The following is a 14308-nucleotide window of genomic DNA, read 5'->3' as shown; positions in this document are numbered from 1 at the left end:
CAAAGTCTCACAGGGAATTTCAGTGACACAGTTGAAGCGGTCACAGCGGCCGAAGCATTGGAGAGGCCGCATCCTGCGGTACTGGGGCGGGAACCTCCGCCACTACGCGCTGACGCCCGGTGACGGGGAGAGCGTCCACGACTCCGCGTACCGGGAGGTGGGGAGGTGGCGTGTCGTCGCCGGGTCCGGCGGGGGCGCCTGAGGCGGACACGCCGACGGGAGGGCGCGGTGTTCTCGCGCCCTCCCGTCGACGGTCACGCCTACTTCTCGGGCGGGTCCTGCTTGTCGGAGGACTCCCCCGCCGCCACGGCGGGCCCGGCCGGCTTCTCCGCCGCCACCGCGGGCGCAGCCGACTCCTCCGCCTTGGGGATCACCGTCACCACGTCGATCGCCTCCTTGGCGGCCGACAGCAGCTTGGTGTCCTCGGGCGCCTGGTCTTCGGCGTTCTCCGGGTGGTGGCACGCCACCTGGTGACCCGTGGCGAGCGGGATCAGCGGCGGCTCCTTCGTCGCGCAGACCTCCGTCGCCTTCCAGCACCGCGTGTGGAAGCGGCAGCCGCTCGGCGGGTCGATCGGCGAGGGGACGTCGCCGCGCAGCAGGATCCGCTCGCTCTTGGTGCCGCGCCGCTTGGGGTCGGGCACCGGCACGGCGGAGAGCAGCGCCTTGGTGTACGGGTGCATCGGCGTGGAGTAGAGGTCCTTGCGGTCCGCCAGTTCCACGATCTTGCCGAGGTACATCACCGCGATGCGGTCCGAGACGTGCCGGATGACCGACAGGTCGTGCGCGATGATCACGTACGTGAGGCCCAGCTCGTCCTGGAGGTCGTCCAGGAGGTTGACCACCTGGGCCTGGATGGAGACGTCGAGGGCCGAGACCGGCTCGTCCGCCACCACCAGCTTGGGCCGCAGGGCCAGGGCGCGCGCGATGCCGATGCGCTGGCGCTGGCCGCCGGAGAACTCGTGCGGATAGCGGTTGTAGTGCTCGGGGCTGAGCCCGACGCGCTCCAGCATCTCCTGCACGGTCTTCTTCACGCCGCCCTCGGGCTTGACGCCCTGGAGCTTGAAGGGCGCGCCGACGATCGTGCCGATGGTGTGCCGGGGGTTCAGCGACGAGTACGGGTCCTGGAAGATCATCTGGACGTCGCGGCGGAGCGGCCGCATCCGCGCGGTGTTCAGATGCGTGATGTCCGTGCCCTCGAACTCGACGCGGCCGCTGGAGGGTTCGAGCAGCCGGGTGATCAGCCGGCCCATCGTCGACTTGCCGCAGCCGGACTCGCCGACCACGCCGAGCGTCTCGCCGGGGCGCACGTCGAAGGTCAGCCCGTCGACCGCCTGCACCGCCGCGACCTGGCGCTGGAGCAGCCCCTTCTTGATGGGGAAGTGCTTCACCAGGCCGTCGACCTTGAGCAGCGGCTCGGGTGCACTCTTCGTCTGGGCCGGGCTCGTCATCTTCCGGCCCTCCGCCGTGTCTTTCGGATCCGTGGCTTCGTCGTTCACAGCTTCGGCGCAATCTCTTCGGTCCAGATCCGGGTGCGCTCGTCCTGCGCCATGTGGCAGGCGGAGTAGTGCCCGGCAGCCACCTCGCGCAGTTCGGGGCGCTCGGTGCGGGTGATCTGATCCTTGGGGATGTCCGCGTAGGGGCAGCGCGGGTTGAAGGCGCAGCCGCTCGGCAGGTTGATCAGGCTGGGCGGGGAGCCCTTGACCGGGATGAGCCGTTCGGTCTCCTCGCGGTCGATGCGGGGCATCGAGCCGAGCAGGCCCCAGGTGTAGGGGTGCTGGGGCTCGTAGAAGACCTTCTCGGCGGTGCCGCGCTCGACGCACCGGCCGCCGTACATGACCAGGAGTTCGTCGGCCATCTCGGCGACCACGCCCAGGTCGTGCGTGATCATGATGACGGCGGAGCCGAACTCCTTCTGCAGGTCCCTGATCAGATCGAGGATCTGCGCCTGGACGGTGACGTCAAGGGCGGTGGTCGGCTCGTCCGCGATGAGCAGTTCGGGGTTGTTGACCAGCGCCATGGCGATCATCGCGCGCTGGCGCATGCCGCCGGAGAACTCGTGCGGGTAGGAGTCGACGCGCTTGTCCGGCTGGGGGATCCCGACCCGGTCGAGCATCTCGATCGCGCGCTTGCGGGCGGTCTTCTTGTCGACGTCGTTGTGGACCCGGTAGGCCTCGGTGATCTGCTTGCCGATGGAGTAGTACGGGTGCAGCGCGGAGAGCGGATCCTGGAAGATCATCGCCATCTCGCGGCCGCGCAGCTTGCGCACCTCGTTGGGGTCGGCGCTCAGCAGCTCCTGGCCGTTGAGCCAGATCTCGCCGGAGATCTGCGCCCTGCGGCGGCCGTACTGACCGGCGGTGTGCAGGCCGAGGATGCCGAGCGAGGTGACCGACTTGCCGGATCCCGACTCGCCCACGATGCCGAGGGTCTTGCCCTTCTCCAGCTGGAAGCTGAGCCCGTCGACGGACTTGACCAGGCCGTCGTCGGTCGGGAAGTGCACCTTGAGGTCGCGCACCTCGAGGAAGGCGGAGGGAGCGGGAGAGGCGGCGACGGGCTCGCCCACCGCGGCCCCGCTCTTGGACAGTTCGGTCATCCCAGCCTCACTCGCGGGTCGATGACGGCGTACAGAAGGTCGACGACGAGGTTGGCGACGGCGATCGCGAGCGCCGCACAGAGGGTGACGCCGAGAATGACGGGCAGGTCCTTGCTGCTGATGGCCTTGACCGCTTCGAGGCCGAGCCCCGGGAGGTTGAACGTGGACTCGGTGAGCACCGCGCCGCCCATCAGGACGCCGAGGTCGAGTCCGAAGACGGTGAGGATCGGCGTCATCGCGGAGCGCAGGGCGTGCTTGCGGATGACGACGCCCTCGCCGAGCCCCTTGGCGCGCGCGGTGCGGATGTAGTCCTCGCCGAGGACCTCCAGCATCGTGGCGCGCGTGAGGCGGGCGTACATGGCGGCGTTGAGGAACGCGAGCACGATCCACGGCAGGATCAGCGTCTGGAACCAGACGTCGATCGAGTCCTCGGTGCTGAGGCTGTCGGCGATCTTCACCCAGCCGAGCTGGTGGACGAAGATGCCCATCGCGATCATGCCGGTGAAGAAGACGGGCAGCGAGACACCGGCGAGCGCGGTGGTCATGGCGGCGCGGTCCCAGATGCTGCCCCGGCGCAGCGCGGAGATGACACCGGTGATGACGCCACCGGCGAGCCACAGCACGCAGGCCCCGGCGGCGAGCGCGCCGGTGACGGGCAGGGCCTCCTTGAGGGTCTCCCAGACCGGCGCCTCGGTACGGAACGAGTAGCCGAAGCAGGGGGCCGGGCAGTGCGTGACGTCACTGCCGTTGACGTAGTCACGGCCCAGCGGGATGCCCTTGATGAAGTCCCAGAACTGGACGAGCAGCGGGTCGTCGAGACCCAGCTTGATGCGGATGCCCTCGAGCTGCTCGGCACCCGATGCCTTGCCGGCGAAGAGGACGGCGATGTCCTGTCCCGCCCACTTGGGCAGCATGAAGAAGATGGTGAAGGTCGCGAGCAGTACGACCAGCACCATGATGATGACGGCGATCAGGCGCCGGATGAGATAAGCAAGCACTGTGCGCGGCCCGGCGGTGGCCGGCACCCCCTTGTGAGGGGTCCCGGCCACCGCCCGGGGCCATCACCTGCCCTTCGGACTGGCGGGATTCGGCGGCGGGAGGACGGTCAACTACGGGTCGGGCGGGGTCGGTTACTTGACGACACCGAGCGAGACGTAGTCGTACCGGCCGTTGTAGGCGTCGTTCATGTAGGCGTTGGTCAGCCGCGGTCCGCGCCAGGTGATGTTCTTCTCGTAGAGGAAGGGCATCCAGTCGGCGTTGTCGAGGATCCGCTTGTCGAGCTGCTTGTAGATCTCACCGGCCTTGACCGGGTCGGTCTCGGCGATCGCCTTGTCGAAGAGCGCGTCGACCTTCTTGTCCTTGATCTGCGACTCGTTGTAGTTGCCGTTCTGGATCAGGAAGCGGCTGTCGAACAGCGGCTGCGCGTAACCCTGACCGGAGGGGAAGTCCGGGCCCCAGCCGCTCATCTGCATGCTGTAGCCGCGCTTCTTCACCACGGAGGGCGAGCCGGTGATGGCGGCGGAGTCGGCGCCGTCCAGGGACTCGACGCTGACGTCGATGCCGACCTTCAGCAGCTGCTCCTGGAGCGCCTCGGCGGCGTCGACCTCACCCGGGTTGTTGTTGCGGGCGGTCAGCTTGGCCTTGAAGCCGTCCGGCTTGCCGCACTTCTTCAGCTCTTCCTTGGCCTTGGCGGCGTCCGGCTTGCCCTTGCGCTTCAGCACGCCGTACGGGTCGTAGTCGCTGTGGCCGGGGATCGAGACCGGGAAGGTGCTGTTGGCGATGTCACCGGCCGCGACCTTGCCGCCGCGGGTGCGCTGGAGGCCCGCGAAGTCCGTGCCGTAGAAGACCGCCTTGCGGCAGTGCACGTTGTCGAAGGGCTTCGCCGTGTGGATCAGGGCGACGTAGCGCACGAAGGCCGTGTGCATGTTGTCGACGCTGTCACGGTGCTTGGAGACGGCGGTGACGCGGCCGGACTGGGTCATGCCCGTGCCGTTGAGGTCGACGTCGTAGTCGCCCGCCATCAGCCTCTTGTCGTTCTCCTCCAGGTTGGCGGAGATCGTCACGTCGATCTTGTCGGGCAGCGCCGCGCGGATCGGGTCCGAGGACTTCTTCCACTTGTCGTTGCGGACGAGCACGATCTTCTTGCCGGACTTGTACGTCTGGAACTTGTACGGGCCCGAGGAGAACGGCCGCGCGGTGTACTTCGCCTTGGTGTCCTTGGCCTGCTTCACCGGCGAACCGGTCGGCATGGCGAGGAACTGCTCGAAGTCACCGTTGCGCTTGGGCAGTTTGAAGATGATGGTCTTGTCGTCGGGCGTCTCGATCGCCTTCAGACCGCCCTTGTCCTTGTACGGGCCCTTGTACTTGGAGTCCGGGTCGAGCGCCTGCCGGATGTAGCCCGGGCCACCGGTGATGGTGTCCGTCGCCCAGGAGCGCTCGATGCCGTACTTGATGTCCTTGGAGGTCAGCGCGGAGCCGTCCTCCCAGGTCAGGCCATCACGCAGCTGGTACGTGTAGGTCTTGCCGTCGTCCGAGATCTTCGCGGTGGACTTGGCGAGGTCGGGGACCAGCTTCGTGCCCGCCTTGCCCGGCTTGGTGTCGTAGGACACCAGCTGCCGGGTGTAGAAGCGCATGAAGTCCCAGGACATGCCGTAGTACGCGCGCTGGGGGTCGGCGGAGTCGAGGTCCTGCTTGCCGACCATCTTCAGCGTGCCCCCCTTCTTCTTCGAGGGGTTGGCGACCTTGTTCAGCGCCGCGTTGTAGCCGGCACCCTTCGAGTCACCGTCACCACCGTCACCGCCGCCGCACGCCGTGGTGGTCACCAGTGCCGCGACGACGAGGGCCGCACCGCTGGTGAGCCGTCGTTTCGAGGAAACTGTGGGCATTTTCTCGTAACCTCCGAGATTCGCGGTCCCTGGCCTTGAGCTGCCGGAGAACCATGGGTGGAGCCACCTGACATGCGGCAGGGGCAAGCCGGTTGGGGACTTCTAGCGCGTCCCCTTCGGGTCGAGCGCGTCACGCAGCCCGTCGCCGAAGAGGTTGAAGGCCAGCACGGTGATGAAGATCGTCACGCCCGGGAAGACCATGAACATCGGGTCGTGCTCGTACGTCTCGAGCGCGTCGCGCAGCATGCCTCCCCACGAGGCCGTCGGCGGCTTCACACCGGCGCCGAGGAAGCTCAGGGCCGCCTCCGTGAGGATGTTGGTCGGGATCATCAGCGTCGCGTAGACGGTGATGGGGGCGACCAGGTTGGGCAGCAGCTCGCGGAAGAGGATGTGGCGCCGGCCGCCGCCGAGGCTGCGGGCCGCCTCGACGTACTCGCGCTCACGCAGCGAGAGCGTCTGGCCGCGGACGATCCGGCCGACGTAGGGCCAGCCGAAGAAGCCGATCACCAGGACGAGGATGCCGACGCGTACGCCGCTGCCGGTGAGGCCGAGCAGGTCGTCCGGCAGGACCGAGACCAGGGAGATGATGAAGAGCAGCTGCGGGAACGAGAGCAGTACGTCCATCACGCGGCTGATCAGCGCGTCGACCCAGCCGCCGAAGTAGCCCGCGATGATGCCGAAGAGCGTGCCGAGGGCGACGGCGACCATGGCGGCCAGGAACGCCACGAGCAGCGAGATGCGTGCTCCGTAGACGATCCGGCTGAAGATGTCGCGGCCCTTGTTGGGCTCGACGCCGAAGAGGAAGTCGCTGCTGACACCACCGAGCGCGCCCTTGGGGAGGTTGGTCAGCTCGTCCAGCTCCTCCTGGTGGAAGTCGTTGGGCGGGTGGCCCAGCAGACTCACGATCAGGGGCGCGAAGACGGCGACCAGAACGAGGAAGAGCACGACGAAGGCGCCGCCGAGGGCGACCTTGTCCTGCTTCAGCCGGTTCCAGGCGATCTGCTTGAGGGACCGGCCCTCGACCTTCTTCACCCCTGCATCAGCTGCGGGGGCGACGTCCTCGGTCGGGTCCGCGTCCGCAGGTGTGTCATGCAATGGTGCCGTCATCGTGGCAGGGACCCCTCTCAACCGGTGGTGACCGGCCCGCACTTGCCGCTGTAGCGACGTGATCAGTCCGTCGTACACAGGGGGCGAAGGCCCCTGGAGCGGGAGTCTTCATCCACGTCGCGATCTGTTACCAGACTTGACGGGGAATGGATGCGCAACCGTGATGCTGATCGAGGTGTTCCGTTATGCGGACACGCGTGAACGAGGGTCGAACACGGGGCAGTTGGGGTGCAAGGCTTCACGGGGGCCCATTGGGCCCCACCCGCATCAGAACGGACATCGTGTCCGTTCGCGCTGCTCAGTACCGTCCGGTGCCGCCGCAAGCCGCTCAGTACTGCGCGGGGTAGCCGTAGCCGCCCGCCGGGGCGGGGGCCGCCTGGGCGTCGCGGTCGTAGAACGGGCGGGCGTTGGCCCGCAGCCACATGGCGACCGGGTCGTAGTCGTCGGACATCGCGACGGTCGAGACGGGCAGCCCCTCCGGGACGGCCGCGATGGACTGCTGCATCATCACCCGCACCGCGTCGACCGACGGCGGCGAGGTGTCGTACACATCGAGGCCGATGGCCAGGTAGGGCGCCCCGAGGACGGGCTGCACCCAGGCGCGGCGCAGGGAGCGCACCACGGGCGTGCGGTGCGCGTTCTGCGTCAACAGGGCGTAGAACTGGGGGATCTCGATGCTCGGCTCGGTGAGCCTGAGGGGTCCGGCGGGCAGCAGGTCGAGACCGGTGGCGATGCGGCGCAGATCGAGCCAGGGGATGCCGACGCCGCCGCCGGGGGCGTGCGGGTTGAGCCAGAGGCCGTAGTGGTCGGGGTAGAGGGTGCGGGCGACGTCGACGCCGCGCACCACTTCATAGCTGCGGTTCCAGCCACTGGCGGACAGCTCCTGGGCGGAGGTCACGCAGGGGGCGTAGCCGAGGCCCTCGACCTCCATGTTCCCGTACTGGGCGTCGGGGGAGCCGGCCTGGCCGTGCCAGAGCAGCATCCACACCTGGTCGGCGGCGAGCGCGCGCAGCAGTGCCTCGTACGCGTCGTAACGCCCCGGCGTCACCTGGCGCAGCGTCTGCTCCACCTGTCCGGCCGCGGCCGTGCCCGACGCACTCACCCGTAACCGCTCCTTCGCTTCGCACCCGGGTCCCCGGGAACCCCGTCGCCCGGCACGGATGTGCCCCGCCCGGTTCATGGAACCAGCTTAAGCGGCGATCCTGGCACGGACTTGACGTACGACACCTCAGGTCGCGCGGGGATCCGTACCGGTCTCAGACCGGGCGCTGGTAGAAGGGCCGCACCTTCGCGCGCAGCCAGTCGCCGACCGGGTCCTGCGCCACGTCGAGCAGGACGAGGTTCACCGGCCACACCACCGGCACTTGTCCGAGGGCGCGGCCGAGGGCCTCCATGGGCAGGTCGCGGGCGGCGCCTTCCCAGGCGGCCAGCTCGACGCCGACGAAGAGGGTCGGGTCGTCGGTCTCGATGGCGGCCAGGCAGCGCCGCGCGGTGAGCACGACACCGGTCGCCTCGAACTCCCTGCCCGCCGCGGCGAGGAAGTCCACGGGGTCCTCCTGCCAGTCCGGCTCGAACAGGCGCACGCGGCCGCCGGTGGAGGGGCCGTCCAGCGGGGTCCGCCCGGCCCGGCACAGCTCGGCGACGGCGGGCGGCGGCAGGGGGACGCCGACGGTGCCGTCCGGGTTCAGGGCGATGCCGAGCTGCGGGGGCAGGCCGCGCGCGAACTCCACCGCGGGCGCCGCCGTGCGGCCCATCAGGTCGGCCGCCTCGCCGAGGGCCTGGCGCAACTGCTGCTCGGAGGTGAAGACGGGGACGTACGCCTGTCCGTCGATCTCCAGGGTGGGCAGGTCGAGGGTGCCGCTGTCGGGGCCCCCGCCGTTCGGCAGCGGGATCCATATCCGGCTGCGGCCGAGGACCTCCACGATCCGGGCGCCCGCCGACGCGGGGGCGCCGAGGGAGGCCGCGAGGACCTCCTCCAGTTCGTTGCCCGGCCATCCGCCGTACGGATGGGCGTGTGCCTGCGCCGGAAAGTCCATCTGTCCCAACCCCTGATCGCTCCCGCTCTGTCTGCCGCTGCACCCTAACGTCGGCCGTCCTCGGCAGTCGAAGGCGCTCCCCCGCTCCCCCGGGCGCCGGAAGGCGCTACCCCCGGCGGTCGAAGGCGATGCCCCGCAGCACCTGCGCCGCCGCGCGGTCCAGGAGCACCGCCGAGCCGCAGCCGCGCGGCAGGTGGCCGCGCTCGGCGGCACTCACCAGCCGCCCGACCGTTCTGCGGTGGCGCGCGAACGCGTACCGCGAGACGCCGCGGCCGCGCTCGCGCTGGCCCGCGAGGGCGGTGTCGGCGGGGACGTCGAGCAGGAGCAGGTGCAGCGTCCTGCCGCGCCGGGCGGCCTCGCGGGCGAGCCAGCGGCGCACCCAGGGCTGGGTGCCGCAGTCGTGCACGACGACACCGGCGCCGGAGCGCAGGACGCGGCGCAGGCCCGCGTAGTGCGCGAGGCGCACCAGGGGGCGGTAGAGCGCGTACGGCAGCAGCCGCGGCATGCGGTTGGCCCAGCGGTCGCGGGTGTCCTGGGAGTCGATGCGGGGGCCCGTGACGGCCTGCCGCATCAGCGTCGACTTCCCGCCACCGGGCAGCCCGGAGACGACGACGAGGTCGCCCTCGTGGAAGTGGAGGCGGTGGGGGCTGCGCCCGGCGCGGTGCCGCAGGTCCCGGACGACGGCCACGGGGAGCCGGCCGCAGTCCTCCCGGAGCGGGGCGGCGGCCTGCCCGGGCAGCGCCACCCCCGTGGTCGTGGCGTAGACACTCGTCCTGCTGCGCACCGTGATCGGCCTCCCCATAGCGGTCACGTACTGCTTTCCCCGGCAAGTGTAAAGAGAAGGTAATGCGGCACAAGGGGATTACTCGACCATGAGTCCCCCTCGTCCACCTCGCGTGCAATGATGTGCGCGCCAACTCCATACCGGCCGTTTGAATCCGCGCGGGAGAGTTCCCGGACCAGCACGTATGGCTCCGGGGCGCCGAAGGAGCAAGTCCCTCCCTTGAATCTCTCAGGCCCCGTACCGCGCGGGCGAGGCACATCTGAAAAGCGAGCCGGCACCCGTCGGCTCCACCCAAGGTGCAAGCCGTGACTCTCGCAGGTCGAGCCGGTCACGGCGAACCTCTCAGGTTCCGATGACAGATGGGGAGGATCGACCTCGCCCGTCACGCCCTGGGAGTTCCCTTCATGAGCACTGCCCCCCGTCTGACCGCCCTCGATGCCGTGCATCGAGCGCTCGGCGCGACCATGACCGACTTCGCGGGCTGGGACATGCCGCTGCGGTACGGCAGCGAGCGCGACGAGCACAACGCCGTGCGCACCAAGGCCGGTCTCTTCGACCTCTCCCACATGGGCGAGATCACCGTCACCGGCCCGGCGGCCGCGGACTTCCTGAACTTCGCGCTGGTCGGCAACATCGGCTCCATCGGGGTCGGCCGCGCCCGCTACACGATGATCGTCGCCGAGGACGGCGGCATCCTGGACGACCTGATCGTCTACCGCCTCGGCGAGGCCGAGGCCCCCGAGTACATGGTCGTCGCCAACGCCTCCAACGCGCAGGTCGTGCTCGACGCGCTGACCGCCCGCGCGATGGGGTCTCCCCTGCTCGAGCGAAGCCGAGAGCTTGGGGAAGGCTTCGACGTCGAGGTCCGCGACGACCGCGACGCGTACGCGCTGCTCGCCGTCCAGGGCCCCGAGTCCCCCGGCATCCTGAAGTCCCTGACCGACGCCGATCTGGACAACCTGAAGTACTACGCGGGCCTGCCCGGCACCGTCGCGGGCGTCCCCGCGCTGATCGCCCGCACGGGCTACACCGGTGAGGACGGCTTCGAGCTGTTCGTCGCCCCCGGTGACGCGGAGAAGCTGTGGGGCGCGCTGATGGAGGCGGGCACGCCCGTCGGCATGGTCCCGGCGGGCCTCTCCTGCCGTGACACGCTGCGCCTGGAGGCGGGCATGCCGCTGTACGGGCACGAGCTGACCGCCGGCCTTACGCCGTTCGACGCGGGGCTCGGGCGGGTCGTGAAGTTCGAGAAGACGTCGCGGTCGGAGGATTTCGTGGGCCGTGCCGCGCTCGCGGCCGCCGCCGAGCGCGCCGAGTCCGCCCCGCCACGCAAGCTCGTCGGCCTGATCGCCTCCGGCCGCCGCGTCCCGCGCGCGGGCTTCTCCGTGGTCGCGGACGGCGAGGTCATCGGCGAGGTCACCTCCGGCGCCCCCTCCCCGACGCTGGGCAAGCCGATCGCGATGGCGTACGTCGACGCGGAGCACGCCGCCCCGGGCACGCCCGGCGTGGGTGTGGACATCCGTGGTACCCACGAGCCGTACGAGGTCGTGGCGCTCCCGTTCTACAAGCGCCAGAAGTGAGGCCCCCGGTGTCAGGGGGACTCCCCGGGCACCGGACGTGACCCCCCGCACATCTTCCCCGTTCCGCAGCACCCACCCGCGTACAGGAGAATTCAGGTCATGAGCAACCCCCAGCAGCTGCGTTACAGCAAGGAGCACGAGTGGCTGTCGGACGCCGAGGGCGGCGTCTCGACGGTCGGCATCACGGAGCACGCGGCCAACGCGCTCGGTGACGTCGTCTTCGTGCAGCTTCCGGAGGTCGGCGAGACGGTGACCGCGGGCGAGACCTGCGGTGAGCTGGAGTCGACCAAGTCGGTCAGCGACCTGTACTCGCCGGTGTCCGGCGAGGTCGTCGAGGCCAACCAGGACGTCGTGGAAGACCCGTCGCTGGTGAACTCCGCGCCGTTCGAGGGCGGTTGGCTCTTCAAGGTCCGGATCACGGAGGAGCCGGGCGACCTGCTCTCCGCGGACGAGTACACCGAGTTCTCCGGCAGCTAAGGATCTCCCCGATGTCGCTTCTGAACACCCCTCTCCACGAGCTGGACCCGGACGTCGCCGCCGCCGTCGACGCCGAGCTCCACCGCCAGCAGTCGACCCTGGAAATGATCGCCTCGGAGAACTTCGCTCCGGTGGCCGTCATGGAGGCCCAGGGCACCGTCCTCACCAACAAGTACGCCGAGGGCTACCCCGGCCGCCGCTACTACGGCGGCTGTGAGCACGTGGACGTGACCGAGCAGATCGCGATCGACCGGGTCAAGGACCTGTTCGGCGCCGAGTACGCCAACGTCCAGCCGCACTCCGGCGCCTCCGCCAACCAGGCCGCCCTCTTCGCCATCGCCAAGCCCGGCGACACGATCCTCGGCCTGGACCTGGCGCACGGCGGCCACCTCACCCACGGCATGCGCCTGAACTTCTCCGGCAAGCAGTTCAACGTGGTCCCGTACCACGTGGACGAGGCTGGTCTGGTCGACATGGCCGAGGTCGAGCGCCTGGCCAAGGAGAACAGCCCGAAGGTGATCATCGCGGGCTGGTCGGCCTACCCGCGCCAGCTGGACTTCGCCGAGTTCCGCCGGATCGCCGACGAGGTCGGCGCGCACCTGTGGGTCGACATGGCGCACTTCGCCGGGCTCGTCGCCGCCGGTCTGCACCCGAACCCGGTGCCGTACGCGGACGTGGTGACCTCCACCACGCACAAGACGCTGGGCGGCCCGCGCGGCGGCATCATCCTGGCCCGCAACAAGGACTTCGCGAAGAAGCTGAACTCCGCGGTCTTCCCCGGTTTCCAGGGCGGCCCCCTCGAGCACGTGATCGCCGCCAAGGCGGTCTCGTTCAAGGTCGCGGCTTCGGAGGAGTTCAAGGAGCGCCAGCAGCGCACCCTGGACGGCGCCCGCATCCTGGCCGAGCGCCTGGTTCAGGACGACGCCAAGGCCGTCGGCGTCGACGTCCTGTCGGGCGGCACCGACGTGCACCTGGTCCTGGTGGACCTGCGCAACAGCGAGCTGGACGGGCAGCAGGCCGAGGACCGCCTCCACGAGGTCGGCATCACGGTCAACCGCAACGCGATCCCGAACGACCCGCGCCCCCCGATGGTCACCTCGGGCCTGCGGATCGGCACCCCGGCGCTCGCCACGCGCGGCTTCCAGGAGGACGACTTCCGCGAGGTCGCCGACATCATCGCCGAGGCCCTCAAGCCCGGCTTCGACGCGGACGCCCTCAAGGCACGGGTCACGGCCCTGGCGGACAAGCACCCGCTGTACCCCAACCTGTAGCATTTTCGTACGCTTTCCCTCGTACGAAACTTCGGGGCACCGCGCACACTGGAAGTGAACACAGTGAGTGCGGTGCCCCGGCTCATGCCCGGCTCACGCCCTGCTTTCTGCACCATCCCGGCAGACGACGGCGTCTACCAACCACCATTGGAGTTTTCCGTGGCCATCTCGGTCTTCGACCTGTTCTCGATCGGCATCGGCCCGTCCAGCTCCCACACGGTCGGCCCGATGCGCGCCGCTCGCATGTTCGCGAGCCGCCTCAAGAACGAGGGCCTCATGGCCCACACCACCGCGATACGCGCCGAGCTGTTCGGCTCGCTCGGCGCGACCGGCCACGGCCACGGCACCCCGAAGGCCGTCCTGCTCGGCCTGGAGGGCGAGTCACCGCGCACGGTGGACGTGGAGAGCGCCGACGCCCGTGTCGAGGAGATCAGGAGCAGCGGCCGCCTGAGCCTGCTCGGTGCGCACGAGATCGCCTTCGACTTCGACGAGGACCTGGTCCTGCACCGCCGCAAGGCCCTGCCCTACCACGCCAACGGCATGACGATCTTCGCGTACGACCGTGAGGGCGCCCTCGTCCTGGAGAAGACGTACTACTCCGTGGGCGGCGGCTTCGTCGTCGACGAGACCGTGCTGGACCAGGAGGGAGCGGCGGGCGAGAACCCGATCGTGCCGGACGACACGGTGTTGAAGTACCCCTTCCGCACCGGCGACGAGCTGCTCCGGCTCGCCAAGGAGACCGGCCTCTCCATCTCCGCGATGATGCTGGAGAACGAGAAGGCCTGGCGCACGGAGGAGGAGATCCGCGAGGGCCTCCTCGACATCTGGCGCGTCATGCAGGCGTGCGTCTCCCGCGGCATGTCCCGCGAGGGCATCCTGCCGGGCGGCCTCAAGGTCCGCCGCCGCGCCGCCAACTCGGCCCGCCAGCTGCGCGCCGAGGGCGACCCGCAGGCCCGCGCGATGGAGTGGATCACGCTCTACGCCATGGCCGTGAACGAGGAGAACGCCGCGGGCGGCCGCGTGGTGACCGCCCCGACGAACGGCGCCGCGGGCATCATCCCGGCCGTCCTGCACTACTACATGAACTTCATCCCGGGGGCCGACGAGGAGGGCGTGGTCCGCTTCCTGCTGGCCGCGGGCGCGATCGGCATGCTCTTCAAGGAGAACGCCTCCATCTCCGGCGCCGAGGTCGGCTGCCAGGGCGAGGTCGGCTCGGCCTGCTCGATGGCGGCAGGCGCGCTCGCCGAGGTCCTCGGCGGCTCCCCCGAGAAGGTGGAGAATGCCGCCGAGATCGGCATGGAGCACAACCTCGGCCTGACCTGCGACCCGGTCGGCGGTCTCGTCCAGATCCCGTGCATCGAGCGCAACGGCATGGCGGCCGTGAAGGCCGTGACCGCGGCGAAGATGGCGATGCGGGGCGACGGCTCCCACAAGGTCTCCCTCGACAAGGTGATCAAGACCATGAAGGAGACGGGCGCGGACATGAGCGTCAAGTACAAGGAGACCGCGCGGGGCGGGCTCGCGGTGAACATCATCGAGTGCTGAGGCCGGGGCTGGGGCTGGGGCGCGACCGGCTCGCGC

At 69.7% G+C, this 14308-nt stretch carries 12 protein-coding genes and 1 riboswitch; of the genes, 4 read left to right on the top strand and 8 right to left on the bottom strand.

What is annotated here, in order from left to right:
* Positions 1–260: 260 nt before the first annotated feature.
* The 8 genes from DMA15_RS26335 to DMA15_RS26300 all read right to left on the bottom strand — a co-directional run bounded on the left by DMA15_RS26335 (position 261) and on the right by DMA15_RS26300 (position 9420).
* Positions 261–1448 carry a dipeptide ABC transporter ATP-binding protein gene (locus tag DMA15_RS26335; RefSeq protein ID WP_125515236.1) on the bottom strand — a complete coding sequence of 396 codons (1188 nt, stop codon included), beginning with the start codon at positions 1446–1448 and terminating at the stop codon, positions 261–263.
* A 44-nt stretch (positions 1449–1492) separates the two neighbouring features.
* Positions 1493–2590, bottom strand: coding sequence for an ABC transporter ATP-binding protein (locus tag DMA15_RS26330; protein ID WP_125515235.1), 1098 nt, complete (start codon positions 2588–2590; stop codon positions 1493–1495).
* A complete protein-coding gene (locus DMA15_RS26325) occupies positions 2587–3588 on the bottom strand; it encodes an ABC transporter permease (protein WP_125515234.1) in 1002 nt (333 codons plus the stop codon). The genes DMA15_RS26330 and DMA15_RS26325 overlap by 4 nt, the downstream gene beginning before the upstream one ends.
* A 132-nt stretch (positions 3589–3720) precedes the next feature.
* Positions 3721–5475 (bottom strand): ABC transporter substrate-binding protein, encoded by a 1755-nt coding sequence (locus DMA15_RS26320; RefSeq protein WP_125515233.1) that lies wholly within the window; start codon positions 5473–5475, stop codon positions 3721–3723.
* 102 nt (positions 5476–5577) lie between these two features.
* A complete protein-coding gene (locus DMA15_RS26315; protein ID WP_125515232.1) occupies positions 5578–6582 on the bottom strand; it encodes an ABC transporter permease in 1005 nt (334 codons plus the stop codon).
* A 328-nt stretch (positions 6583–6910) separates the two neighbouring features.
* The gene (locus DMA15_RS26310; RefSeq protein ID WP_125515231.1) at positions 6911–7684 is read right to left on the bottom strand and encodes an enhanced serine sensitivity protein SseB C-terminal domain-containing protein; all 774 of its coding nucleotides are present in this window, start codon (positions 7682–7684) and stop codon (positions 6911–6913) included.
* Positions 7685–7838: 154 nt separating this feature from the next.
* On the bottom strand, positions 7839–8618 hold the full coding sequence (locus DMA15_RS26305; RefSeq protein ID WP_125515230.1) for an enhanced serine sensitivity protein SseB: 780 nt from the start codon (positions 8616–8618) through the stop codon (positions 7839–7841).
* Positions 8619–8724: 106 nt separating this feature from the next.
* Positions 8725–9420, bottom strand: coding sequence for an AAA family ATPase (locus DMA15_RS26300; protein ID WP_206302963.1), 696 nt, complete (start codon positions 9418–9420; stop codon positions 8725–8727).
* Positions 9421–9551: 131 nt separating this feature from the next.
* Positions 9552–9655: riboswitch (glycine riboswitch) on the top strand.
* Positions 9656–9806: 151 nt separating this feature from the next.
* Here DMA15_RS26300 and gcvT point away from each other — a divergent pair.
* The 4 genes from gcvT (at position 9807) to DMA15_RS26280 (ending at position 14272) form a co-directional block, all read left to right on the top strand.
* Positions 9807–10979, top strand: a complete 1173-nt coding sequence (gene gcvT, locus DMA15_RS26295; RefSeq protein WP_125515229.1) for a glycine cleavage system aminomethyltransferase GcvT — start codon at positions 9807–9809, stop codon at positions 10977–10979.
* Positions 10980–11078: 99 nt separating this feature from the next.
* Entirely contained in the window at positions 11079–11456 is a 378-nt protein-coding gene (gene gcvH, locus DMA15_RS26290; RefSeq protein WP_125515228.1) for a glycine cleavage system protein GcvH, read from the top strand.
* Positions 11457–11467: 11 nt separating this feature from the next.
* Positions 11468–12727: a serine hydroxymethyltransferase gene (glyA, locus tag DMA15_RS26285; protein WP_125515227.1), complete on the top strand. Its 1260-nt coding sequence runs from the start codon at positions 11468–11470 to the stop codon at positions 12725–12727.
* A gap of 159 nt (positions 12728–12886) precedes the next feature.
* Positions 12887–14272: an L-serine ammonia-lyase gene (locus DMA15_RS26280; RefSeq protein ID WP_125515226.1), complete on the top strand. Its 1386-nt coding sequence runs from the start codon at positions 12887–12889 to the stop codon at positions 14270–14272.
* The last annotated feature ends 36 nt before the right edge of the window (positions 14273–14308 follow it).

It is taken from the genome of Streptomyces sp. WAC 01529 (assembly GCF_003945545.1).
Taxonomy (GTDB): Bacteria; Actinomycetota; Actinomycetes; order Streptomycetales; family Streptomycetaceae; genus Streptomyces; species Streptomyces anatolicus.
Note: the sequence above shows the minus strand (reverse complement) of the source record. Positions and strands in the feature narration are given on the sequence as shown.

Excerpts from the sequence above, each read along its gene's own strand:
- DMA15_RS26305 (WP_125515230.1), bottom strand. The coding sequence starts at position 8,618 with ATGGACTTTCCGGCGCAGGCACACGCCCATCCGTACGGCGGATGGCCG.
- DMA15_RS26330 (WP_125515235.1), bottom strand. The coding sequence starts at position 2,590 with ATGACCGAACTGTCCAAGAGCGGGGCCGCGGTGGGCGAGCCCGTCGCC.
- DMA15_RS26320 (WP_125515233.1), bottom strand. The coding sequence starts at position 5,475 with ATGCCCACAGTTTCCTCGAAACGACGGCTCACCAGCGGTGCGGCCCTC.
- gcvT (WP_125515229.1), top strand. The coding sequence starts at position 9,807 with ATGAGCACTGCCCCCCGTCTGACCGCCCTCGATGCCGTGCATCGAGCG.
- DMA15_RS26300 (WP_206302963.1), bottom strand. The coding sequence starts at position 9,420 with ATGGGGAGGCCGATCACGGTGCGCAGCAGGACGAGTGTCTACGCCACG.
- DMA15_RS26335 (WP_125515236.1), bottom strand. The coding sequence starts at position 1,448 with ATGACGAGCCCGGCCCAGACGAAGAGTGCACCCGAGCCGCTGCTCAAG.
- glyA (WP_125515227.1), top strand. The coding sequence starts at position 11,468 with ATGTCGCTTCTGAACACCCCTCTCCACGAGCTGGACCCGGACGTCGCC.
- gcvH (WP_125515228.1), top strand. The coding sequence starts at position 11,079 with ATGAGCAACCCCCAGCAGCTGCGTTACAGCAAGGAGCACGAGTGGCTG.
- DMA15_RS26315 (WP_125515232.1), bottom strand. The coding sequence starts at position 6,582 with ATGACGGCACCATTGCATGACACACCTGCGGACGCGGACCCGACCGAG.